This window comes from Yersinia proxima (assembly GCF_902170785.1).
In the GTDB taxonomy this organism is placed as follows: domain Bacteria; phylum Pseudomonadota; class Gammaproteobacteria; order Enterobacterales; family Enterobacteriaceae; genus Yersinia; species Yersinia proxima.
In genome coordinates, this window is sequence record NZ_CABHYG010000016.1 from 346,206 (window position 1) to 358,037 (window position 11,832).

An 11,832-nucleotide genomic window follows, 5' to 3' on the forward strand; every position below is an offset into this window, starting at 1 on the left:
CTTTATGGCAACAACTGTTTTTATCAAAGCACTTACAGCACTGATTCAAACAATGCCCAAAGCAGACAGCTTCAAGCATCCGCCGCAGAGCCTATATAATAATCTTTTCGATTCCCAGCTTATGCAATTTAGGAATATTTACTTATTTTCAATAAGTTATTTCTATTTATCTTCACTTCACTCAAACAAAACATACCTCCCTGTCTGGCAACTACTGACCCATTTTCCTTGCGCTGCTAATTAATTAGCAGTCATAAACATTAATTCTGCTATTAATTATTACTGGCGTGTGTTTTTCACACTCCATAAGCAGCGATTATCAGCTGCCAGACAAAAATGACCGGGTCATCCCTGGCGGGCAGGAAATAACAGGAGTCAGAATGCATTTGCAAAAATGGAACAAACCCTTAGCTGTATTGGCTTTGCTCATCAGTGGTACGCTGCATGCGGCCTCAACACCTGCGGTGGAAGCAAAAAATGGCATGGTAGTAACATCCCAGTATCTGGCTTCACAGGTTGGGACTGACATTCTAAAAATGGGGGGGAACGCAGTTGATGCCGCGGTAGCTGTGGGTTATGCGCAAGCAGTAGTGAACCCGTGCTGTGGCAATATTGGTGGTGGTGGCTTTATGACTATTCACCTTGCGGATGGAACGGACACATTTATAAACTTCCGTGAAACCGCTCCTGCCGCTGCCAGTGCCGATATGTATCTGGATAAAGAGGGCAAAGTTACCAAAGACGCCAGTTTGTATGGTTATCTGGCTGCTGGTGTTCCAGGTACTGTATTGGGAATGGACAGCGCGCAAAAGAAATACGGCAAATTAACCCGCCAGCAAGTCATGGCTCCGGCGATCAAACTGGCACAGGAAGGCTTTGTGTTAACTCGTGCTGATACGGATATTCTTGATACAACGGTTAAACGTTTCCGCCAAGATCCTGAATCAGCTCGTATTTTCCTACGTAAAAATGGCGAAGCTCTGCAACCGGGCGACCGTCTGATTCAAGCTGATCTGGCTGATACTCTGACTGCTATCTCAGAGAAAGGGCCGGATGCTTTCTATCAAGGGAAGATACCGCAAGCAGTTGAAGCAGCAGCTAAAAAAGGCGGAGGTATTTTGACCGCTGCTGATTTTGCCAATTATAAAATTACCGAAACCGCCCCTATTACCTGTAGCTACCGTGGCTATAAATTCGTTTCTTCTCCACCACCTAGCTCCGGCGGCGTAACCTTATGTGAGACGTTAAATGTCCTTGAGGGATATGACCTGAAGAGTATGGGCTTTAACTCTGCCGCTTATATTCATACGCTGACAGAAGCGATGCGCCATGCTTATATGGATCGTAATACTTTCCTCGGCGACCCAGAATTTGTTAAAAACCCGATTGACCGCCTGCTAAGTAAAAGTTATGCCGCTGATATTCGCAAGCAAATCGTCGCCAATAAGGCCACGCCGTCGGTAGAAGTTCAGCCGGGCATGCAGCCACATGAGAAACCTGAAACAACTCACTATTCTATCGTCGATCATGATGGCAATGCCGTTTCTACTACCTATACGGTGAATGGTCGCTTTGGTGCAGTCGTCATTGCGCCTGGTACCGGCTTTTTCCTGAATGATGAAATGGATGATTTTACCGTCAAAGTCGGTGAGCAAAACCTGTATGGTTTAGTGCAGGGATCAACCAATTCTATCGCCCCCGGTAAGCGCCCACTATCATCTATGAGCCCTACACTGGTGACCAAAGATGGTAAGACATTTATGGTTTTAGGTTCACCGGGCGGTTCACGAATCATCACCATTACCTTGCAAACCGCATTGAATGTGATTGACCACGGTATGGCACCACAAGAGGCCGTGGATGCACCACGCATCCATCATCAATGGCTGCCCGATGAAGTTTACTACGAGCAACGTGGAGTATCCGCAGACAGCCTTAATCTCCTGAAAACAATGGGATATAAAATGGTTGAGCAGAATCCTTGGGGAGCAGCCGAGTTAATTTTGGTCGGATTAGCGGGTGTTGAGGGTGTCAGCCCTGCCAATTCGGGCAATGATTCTGCCGTCTCAGGGAAAGTGAGAGAGGGTTACCTGTATGGGGCTAATGATGTTCGCCGCCCAGCAGGTGCCGCCATCGGTTACTGATAGTAATGGCTTACTAATGTAACTTATCCCCCATCAATATATCGATGGGGGTATTTACCACTTTATTCATACCCTAAATAATTCAAGTTGCAGGAAGGCGGCAATTGAGTAAATCCCGATGAGCTTACTCAGGTAAGTGATTCGGGTGAACGAAAGCAGCCAACGCACATGCAGCTTGAAGTATGACGGGTATACATCACCAGGGTAGAGTATGTCCTTGATAATCAATAAAGCCGTGACCGCCCTTACCGGAAGCGTGCTCAATTTGGTCAACCACCCCTTTCACACTGGTCGCTATTGTTAGTGGTGCGGCATCCCCGCCCATATCTGTTTTTACCCAACCCGGGTGAATAGATAACACCGTCAACGAGGGGTCCGCTACCTCAGCAACCAAATTGCGCGTCATCATATTCAATGCAGCTTTACTGGCTGAATACAGAGGTTTATGGCCTGAAGCATTATGTCCAAGACTCCCCAGTTGTGAAGACATAAAGGCTAATACACTGTGAGTAGGATTACGCTGTGCCAGCAAAAGCTGGGCAATACGGATCGGGGAAACCGCATTGGTCTGGAATAATTCGAGAATCTCTTCCGGTTTGGCATCAACCGCCGATTGATGCTCCGGCCCGGAGATACCGGCATTAATAAAAATCAGATCAAACATTTGGCCCTGTATCTGTGGTAAGAATGTTTTGATACTGTCGGGTTGGTTAATATCCAATGTTAGCCAATGGGCCGCATGTGCAGCGGTATCTTTTGCTACACCGCGCGTAGTCGCGGTGACTGACCAGCCACGGCGGTTAAGCTCATCAACCAATCCCAGTCCCAATCCCCGAGAGGCGCCGATTATCAATGCCTGTCTTTTAGCTGTGCTCATCATATTTTCCCTTCGGTGAATTTACCTGACAACTATCTATACCCGTTATATACATAGTATTTCAACCAAAGAAAAAGCGGCGTTTAGCCGCTTTTAATATCTCGCGCTGCGTCACTAACTCTTAAGTTAGCGCTCACTATGGCCAATCACTAAGATTGACCACGCCACAATGTGACACTCTCACCAGACAATTGCAGATTGACACCTGCATCAGTGAGCTCCAGTTCTGATATCCCTTCTAAACGCTGCCACTGAGCAACATTCAGTAAAGGAGATACAGGTAAGAAGATATCACTAGTGCGATTGCGCTGGATGGCTACCATCACCCGCTCACGCTGATAGCTGCGAATAAAGACCAGAGAATCACCATTGGCATGAATAACCTGGCATCCACCACGCCGCAGTGCCAAACTTTTGTGCCGTAAAGCTGCCATCCGTTGACACAATTTCAGCAAGTCGCCATCCCACAATGCTTCGTCCCACGGGAAAGGTTTGCGGCAGAAGGGATCATTGCCGCCATCGAGGCCAATCTCATCGCCATAAAATAAGCAGGGCACGCCAATCCAGCTAAATAGCCATATCAACGCCATTTGCATCCGCGTCTTATCGCCATTCAGCAAAGTGATAAAACGGGCAGTATCATGGCTATCCAATTGATTAAATAAACGCAATTGATGCCCATGAGGTAATCCGGCACGATATTCATCCATCCAATAGGCACAATCCTCCGCGCTGAGTTTTATTGGATGATAGGCGACATCACAACCCGCCAGGAAGCTGCGTACCGGCAAGGCAAACCCCATATAATTCATGGCTGCATCTTCTACTCCGGCATGGAGCCAATTTCGCGCATCGCCAAAATGCTCACCCAGAATATAGGCCTGAGGATTTTCGTCTTTCGCCGCCTGATAAATACCCGCCAGATGATGCAAATTCCCTTTTGCACCGCCCTCTTCGCCCAGCATATGCACCACATCCAGCCGCCAGCCATCAATACTGTAAGGTGGTTTTAACCAATGGCGCACCACGCTATCTTCGGCGCGATAAATTTGGTTAACCACGTCTTCACTCGCGAAGTTGAGTTTCGGTAAGCTGGCATTGCCCTTCCAATCCAGCGCCCGGCCATCGGGGAAGAAATTAAACCATCCTCGATAGGGTGAGTCAGGGTGGTGACAGGCACCGTTTTCGCCCTGTTGATGACGATCAAACCAATGATGGGAATCACCGGTGTGGTTAAACACGCCATCGAGCACCAATTTCATGCCAACATCGCGGGTAGCGCTGCGTAATTGCAGGAAAGCACTCTCACCACCAAGGTAAGGATCAACCTGATAATAATCTTGTGTATCGTATTTATGTACACTGGGTGCAGTGAAAATCGGGTTGAGATAAAGTGCAGTCACACCCAACTTTTGTAGATAGGGGAGTTTTTGGCAAATACCGGCCAAATCGCCGCCATAGAATGTCGAAGCAGCATTCACATCATCCAATGGTTGTTGCCATTCACGACGCGATACTGAATGACCCGTAGCGTGATGGAGATAACTGCCATTTTGCACTCCGTGTTCACTCTGGCTACTGGCAAAACGATCCGGGAAAATTTGATAAAAAATCTGATCGGCAACCCAATCAGGGCCACTGTCTGGCAGCTCAATAGCAAACTGAGCCAATTGCGCCGGAGGAACTATCGAAAAACCTAATGGCCCGAACCACAGTTGATCATCATTCCACAGTAACTTGAAGCAATAACGCCGTACTGGCTGACCTTCATGTAATGGCAATGATGCGCGATAACGCCAGAAACCATCGTGCAGTTCACCCTTCATGGTGAGCAGCCACTCTTCATTATCCGGCTCACAGCGTAAGAAAACTTGTGCAGGTAAATTATCCCCCTGCAACCACTCTCCATGTAACCACAGCGTAATATGTAACGCATCGCCTCGTTGACGGACAAAAGGCGCGACCGGTAGATGCCAACCACTCAGCATAAAACTCTCCTGCTTTAACCAAAACGATTGCTGTTAAGGCTATCTGGTGCAGACATTAACGCCGCGACACATTCACCTGTATAAATAAGTCGATAGAAACAATGCCATGTTGCGGAGGAATACCCCTCATCTGTCAGCGTAAATATTGAGGATGAGGTCGGGGGCGGAGAGAGTTATTGAATGGCTAAATAAAGAGATAAAAAAGCCGGGATATCTCCCGGCCAGACTGCTGACAAAGCCAAATGAAGGGGAAGCGTGCCGTTGGGGTCGCTCTTAGTTTCAAATACAAGCGCGTAAGCGACCGAAGTGCCCCGAGGTGCGGTAAACCCTTCACTCACTAAGTTATCAACAGCTTTGTTATTATGCTCAAGCCGGGATATCTCCCGGCTTTATATTCAAAATTACTCTGCGATTTTCAGCTCATTCGCTTTCTTCTTCTGATGATTTACCTTGAAGTAATATCCCACCAGCAATAAAGCTATCCACACTAACCCGACATACAGAGAGACACGAGTCGTTGGGAACCAACCAATCAGCCCAATGATAAACACCAGGAAAATGATAGCCAGCACGGAAGTAAAGGTGCCGCCACGCAGCGGGAAATCGAGCGCTTTCACTTGATCTTTACTTAACGAGCGGCGGAAACCAATTTGGGAGAATAGGATCATAATCCACACCCAGACGGTCGCAAAAGTCGCGAGTGAAGCGATAACCAGGAACACATTTTCCGGCATAATGTAGTTCAGATAAACCGCCGTCAGCATGGCTCCCATCATCACCAACACCGTCACCCATGGCACACCGCGTTTAGAAATCGCAGCAAAGGCTTTTGGCGCATGGCCCTGCTCCGCCATCCCGTTAAGCATACGGCCGACACCGAACACATCACTGTTAATGGCTGATAATGATGCGGTGATAACCACAAAGTTCAGAATCCCCGCAGCAACAGTAATCCCCATATGCTGGAAGGTCAGCACAAACGGGCTACCGTTAGTGCCTACTTGGTTCCATGGGTAAATAGACATGATGACAAACAGAGTACCGACGTAGAACATCAGGATGCGCCATGGCACTGAATTGATAGCTTTCGGAATAGATTTTTTCGGATCTTCTGCTTCACCGGCAGTAATCCCGATAATCTCAATCCCACCATAAGCAAACATCACCAGTTGCAGTGACAGGATCATGCCAACAAAACCGTTACTGAAGAAGCCGCCGTTAGTCCATAAATTATGAATACCAGTCGGTTGCCCACCATTACCAATACCCCAGACAATGATACCAATACCGGCCAAAATCATAACGATGATGGTGGCAACTTTGAAGAATGAGAACCAGAATTCCAGTTCGCCGAACACCTTAACGCTCATCATATTGACGGCACCAATGATGAGGACAACACTCAGTACCCATATCCAATGCGGCACGTCCGGGAACCAGACCCCCATATAGATACCGAACGCAGTTACATCGGCAATAGCAACAATCAGAATCTCAAAACAATAAGTCCAACCGGTGATATAGCCCGCCATTGGCCCAAGGTAATCTTGCGCATAACGAGAAAAAGAGCTGGCCTGTGGGTTATTGACTGACATTTCACCCAGCGCGCGCATGATGATAAATGCCACCACACCACCAATCAGGTACGCCAATAATACGCTTGGCCCCGCCATTCTTATTGCATCAGCCGAACCATAGAATAAGCCTGTACCTATTGCTGACCCCAATGCCATAAAGCGGATATGGCGTGTTGTTAGGCCGCGTTTCAGCTTATTTTTGACTGGTAATTCCATGAACTTTATCCCGTCTTTTTTCAGCAAAAAGCCACGGGGATGAGCCGTGGCTAAAAATACTCGGTGACTGTGTAGTTATTGCTTGGCGGCAACGACCTGACGACAGCACAGGCGATCGTACAACCCTACGACGACGAATACCAGTAGGGATGGTGATAACCATGCCAGACCTTGCTCAGCCAATGGCAGGTGCTGAGTCCATTCCGGCAGATATTGTGCAAAGGTCGAGGCCTTTACCGCATCAAGGATACCGAATAATAAACTGACCAACATGACCGGAGCCACAATACGTGGGGCATGGTGCCACCAGCGCAAAGTGAAACTCATCAGTACCAGCACAATGCATGGCGGGTAAATTGCCGTCAGCACCGGAATGGAAATCTGTATCAGATGGCTCAGTCCTAAATTCGATACCATCATTGAGAAGATACCGAGGATAAACACCAGTGTACGGTATGACAGCGGCAAATACTGGGCAAAGAATTCAGCGCAGGCACAGGTCAGCCCCACCGCAGTCACCATACAGGCGATGAAAATCAACGCAGCCAGGAATACGCTACCTAAACCACCGAAGGTATGCTGAACATAGGCATGCAATACCACGGCACCATTTTGCGCATCGGGCACCAAACCACCGCTGCTTGAACCCAACTTAAACAAGCTCAGATAAACCAGCGTCAAACCGATACCGGCAATCAAGCCAGCCCAAATGGTATAGCGCGTCAGCAATCCAGCAGAAACCACACCACGTGAACGTGCTGCATTGACGATGACGATACCGAACACCAAAGCGCCCAAGGTATCCATGGTCAAATAGCCATTGACGAAACCAGAAGAAAATGCGGCATTCTGATATGCATCAGTAGCCGGAATCAGGGGGCCAGCAGGCCAAATCAAAGCCGCGATACCCAAAATAGCCAGCGCTAAAATTTTCAGTGGTGCGAGAATATGCCCGACCGTATCGAGCAAACGCCCCGGATACAGAGAAATCCCGATAACCAGCGCAAAGTAAAGCACACTGTAAATAAACAGTGGCAGCGGGCCATCACCCGTTAAAGGCGCAATACCAACCTCAAAGGAAACTGTTGCAGTGCGTGGAGTGGCAAATAGAGGACCCACGGCCAGATAACAAACAGTTGCCAGTACCAGGCCAGCACCGCGACCAATTGGGGTACTCAGAGCATCAATACCGCCGCCCACTCGAGCCAGCGCGATAACAGTAATGACCGGTAATCCAACGGCGGTAATCAGGAAGCCCAAAGCAGCCCACCACACATGTTCACCCGATTGCAAACCAACCATCGGCGGGAAGATGATATTGCCAGCCCCAACGAATAAGGCAAAGGTCATAAAACCTAATGCCATAATATCTTTAGACGATAAACGATGACTCATAGTGATGTGTGTTGCCTAGTTAAATGATCAAAAGAAAAAGTCCTAAGTTGTGGTCTTTCCGACGTGATCGAAACAATACAAAGCTCTGATAAACGCAAACTCCGGCGGTTAATAAGCAATCTATTTCGTCAGTATGCAGTGTTTTTGAAGTTATTTGCAGGTGGAATAGGCCAACAACGGCGGTAAGTAGACCGTTTATAGCGGAGAAAGGCAAGTCGGGATCACAAAAGCAGAGTCTTCATCCATACAATATTTAAAAAGCAGTTAATCATGCCAGATTTTGAGAAATACGCATCATATGATTTGTATCATTTATATCCAACCGTTAACAATTTACGGCTAATACTCTCTAACAATCCAGCCATATTAATAGGCAAAACCCAACTCTTGTCGAGTGTGATTCAGGATCTCTGGGGGCAAGGGCAAATAGCCGTCATGAGTCACACGCTTTTGCCCTTCTGGTGACAAAACGCGCTCAAGAAATGCCGCCGTCAAAGGCTCTAGCGGCTGGCCCGGTGCTTTATTGATATAAATATACAGGTAGCGAGCTAGGGGATAGCGGCCATTTTTAACATTCTCAGCCGTTGGCATCACATACTCCTGCCCGTTCGTCGACAAGGACAACGACTTAACACCACTATTACGAAAACCGATACTGGCGTAACCCATGCCATTCAATGAACCGGCGACAGCTTGCACAACAGAAGCAGAACCAGGCAACTCATTGATATTATTTGAAAAATCACCACCACACAGTACCCGTTGTTTGAAAAAACCATAAGTGCCGGAGGCTGAATTTCGGCTATAGCGTTGTATCGAGCGCTCAGCCCAGCGCCCTTTTAGCCCAAGTCCACCAAAACGTTGGACGCGATGGGACTCCCCACAACGACGATTTTGCGAAAATACAGCATCAAGCTGAGATAAGGTGAGTTTATCCAGTGGATTATCCTGATGGACAAAAACTACCAATGCATCCACTGCGACAGGAACAGCAAGTGGTGGATAGCCATAACGCTCAGTAAATGCCGTGATTTCTGCCGCTTTCATTGGCCGGCTCATCGGGCCAAGTTGAGCGGTCCCTGCTGCCAGTGCCGCGGGAGCAGTTGAGGAACCTGCCGCCTGTATTTGCAAATTAACGCCGGGGTAATGATGATTGAAATCATCAGCCCATAAAGACATCAAGTTAGCTAAAGTGTCAGAACCGACACTGGAAAGATTACCAGACAGAGTATCTGGCTTTGGCGCATCGACCACTGTGGCTGGCGATACCGCGACAGGGAGTGCCAGGACGCCGCAGCTAAATCCTAGCAGAGCATGCAACAGCGCTAGTTTTCCCCATCTCATCAGTTTGCTATCCATACAGTCTTAGGATTTGACTGCATTCTCGGTTAAAACCGTCGGAACAATCAACCGATTCGGTAAGGTAAAGATAAATCTCGTCCCCAGGCCGATTTCGCTCATCACATCCAAACGCGCATCGTGATGGCTCAAAGCATGCTTCACAATGGCCAACCCCAAGCCACTACCACCGGTTTGCCTTGAGCGGGCTTTGTCCACCCGATAGAAGCGCTCGGTCAGGCGTGGCACATGTTCAGGGCCAATACCTGGCCCATTGTCACTCACCTGAAATTGCGCCCCTTGTGGGGTTCGCTGCCAACACACCTCAATTTGGGTGCCATCAGGTGTGTGATTGACTGCATTATAAACCAGATTGGAAACCGCGCTGCGCAATTGATCTTCGTTGCCGAATACCTTCAGTTGATCATTAATGCGGAAAGTAATCTCATGACGCCCATTACTCAGTGCTTGTACTTCGTGTTGCAGCATTTTCAGCATGCGCGGAATATCGACCTGCTCATTCATATCCACATTAGGTGCAGCTTCAATTCGCGATAACGTCAATAATTGTTTTACCAGCCCATCCATGCGCTTGGTCTGTTCTTGCATCGTCCCTAGCGCTTTATCTCGTAATGGCCCGACCAACTCTTGGTCGTGCATCATTTCCAGATATCCCTGTAACACCGTCAAGGGAGTGCGCAGCTCGTGGCTCACATTGGCAAAGAAATTACGCCGCGCCCCTTCCAACTGACGCATTTGGGTGACATCACGAGCCACCATAAGCAATTGCCCTTCTGAATAAGGCATCACCCGGAACTCAACGTAATAACCATTATTGAGTTGCAGAGTCAGTGGGCGGGAAAATTCTTGCTGCTGCAAATATTGACTAAATTCGGGATAACGCAGCAAGTTGAGAATATGTTGGCCATTATCCTCCGGCCAACGGAAGCCGAGTAATTGCTGAGCCAAACCATTACACCAGAAAATATTACCATCAACGGTTGTCATAACCACCGCGTCGGGTAAAGACTCAGCACCACTACGGAAGCGTTTGATAAGTAAAGCCAACTCACGACGCCGACGGCGATTTCTCAATTGCATCTGGTACAAACCGTAAAATAACGGCTCCCAACTCCAACGCCCTGAAGGTGGCGTCATGCTGCGGTCTAACCACAGCCAGTGAGATAATTTGAGTTGGTTATAGAAATTCCACACCAGCGCTGCAATAACCGAGACTAATAATAGCCATGGAAGGTATCCAATAAAGGCACCTAACAGCAATGCGGGCAGACAAAAAAGAGCCAGCTCTAAAGCCAGCGTTTTCCATGATAATCGTTCTAACACAACGAATTCTCCGGCACTGAAAACTCAGTAGCGCGTTGAGAAACGGTATCCGGTTCCCCGGACAGTTTGTACCATTCGGTCATGGCCATCAATTTCCAGCGCCTTACGTAGCCGACGGATATGCACGTCAACGGTGCGATCTTCTACATAAACGTTAGTGCCCCAAACATAATTAAGCAACTGTTCACGGCTGTAAACGCGCTCAGGATGAGTCATGAAAAAGTGCAATAACTTGAATTCGGTCGGCCCCATATCCAACGCTTGCTCATTGGCCATAACCCGATGCGAGGAGGGATCAAGACTCAACCCTTGCATTTCAATCACTTCTTCAACCGCCATTGGTGATATCCGGCGCATAACCGCTTTGATACGCGCCACTAGCTCTTTGGGTGAAAAAGGCTTGGTAATATAGTCATCCGCACCCACTTCCAAACCACGCACTCTGTCTTCTTCTTCGCCACGGGCTGTCAGCATCATCACCGGAATATCTCGGGTCAGCGCTTCACGTTTCATATGTTTAATAAACTGAATACCCGAGCCGCCAGGTAACATCCAGTCCAACAACACTAAATCAGGGTAAGGCTCGGACAAACGAGTTACTGCACTGTCGTAATCCTCGGCTTCTAACGGTTGGTAGCCATTCTGTTCCAACACAAAGCACACCATCTCACGGATTGGTGCTTCATCTTCAACTACCAGTATGCGTCTTGCCATCATCAACCCTGCCAGTAAGTTAGTGGTCACTATTTGATTTCGGAAGCCATTATGCGTCAGTTTTGTGACATTTTTATGAAAAACATCCCCCTCTTGCAAGCAATAAGCATAGTGATAAATTTCATGATAAATGCAAAATGCAGCACTCAAGTTTGCGAGGCGTCTCGGAGATTTTCTTCACAACCTTTTTTTAGCCGCGACATCCAGCAGGCAGCGTTTATAATCAGCGCCATTATCTT

At 48.0% G+C, this 11,832-nt stretch carries 8 protein-coding genes; 1 reads left to right on the forward strand and 7 read right to left on the reverse strand.

What is annotated here, in order from left to right; genetic code table 11:
- Nucleotides 1-380: 380 nt before the first annotated feature.
- On the forward strand, nt 381-2,144 hold the full coding sequence (ggt, locus tag FTB31_RS15380) for a gamma-glutamyltransferase (RefSeq protein WP_227731524.1): 1,764 nt from the start codon (nt 381-383) through the stop codon (nt 2,142-2,144).
- 196 nt (nt 2,145-2,340) lie between these two features.
- Here ggt and FTB31_RS15385 read toward each other — a convergent pair whose 3' ends face one another.
- The 7 genes from FTB31_RS15385 to phoB all read right to left on the reverse strand — a co-directional run bounded on the left by FTB31_RS15385 (nt 2,341) and on the right by phoB (nt 11,593).
- Entirely contained in the window at nt 2,341-3,021 is a 681-nt protein-coding gene (locus FTB31_RS15385; protein ID WP_077174549.1) for an SDR family oxidoreductase, read from the reverse strand.
- A gap of 149 nt (nt 3,022-3,170) precedes the next feature.
- The gene (gene malZ, locus FTB31_RS15390) at nt 3,171-5,009 is read right to left on the reverse strand and encodes a maltodextrin glucosidase (protein WP_227724127.1); all 1,839 of its coding nucleotides are present in this window, start codon (nt 5,007-5,009) and stop codon (nt 3,171-3,173) included.
- Nucleotides 5,010-5,410: 401 nt separating this feature from the next.
- Nucleotides 5,411-6,802 carry a proline-specific permease ProY gene (gene proY, locus FTB31_RS15395; RefSeq protein WP_050077314.1) on the reverse strand — a complete coding sequence of 464 codons (1,392 nt, stop codon included), beginning with the start codon at nt 6,800-6,802 and terminating at the stop codon, nt 5,411-5,413.
- Between the two features lie 75 nt (nt 6,803-6,877).
- Nucleotides 6,878-8,197 carry a branched-chain amino acid transport system II carrier protein gene (gene brnQ / locus FTB31_RS15400; protein WP_050077313.1) on the reverse strand — a complete coding sequence of 440 codons (1,320 nt, stop codon included), beginning with the start codon at nt 8,195-8,197 and terminating at the stop codon, nt 6,878-6,880.
- A 366-nt stretch (nt 8,198-8,563) separates the two neighbouring features.
- A complete protein-coding gene (locus tag FTB31_RS15405; RefSeq protein WP_227731525.1) occupies nt 8,564-9,541 on the reverse strand; it encodes a PstS family phosphate ABC transporter substrate-binding protein in 978 nt (325 codons plus the stop codon).
- Nucleotides 9,542-9,562: 21 nt separating this feature from the next.
- On the reverse strand, nt 9,563-10,879 hold the full coding sequence (phoR, locus tag FTB31_RS15410) for a phosphate regulon sensor histidine kinase PhoR (RefSeq protein ID WP_077293600.1): 1,317 nt from the start codon (nt 10,877-10,879) through the stop codon (nt 9,563-9,565).
- A 24-nt stretch (nt 10,880-10,903) separates the two neighbouring features.
- Nucleotides 10,904-11,593: a phosphate response regulator transcription factor PhoB gene (gene phoB / locus FTB31_RS15415; protein ID WP_026018045.1), complete on the reverse strand. Its 690-nt coding sequence runs from the start codon at nt 11,591-11,593 to the stop codon at nt 10,904-10,906.
- Nucleotides 11,594-11,832 lie beyond the last annotated feature (239 nt).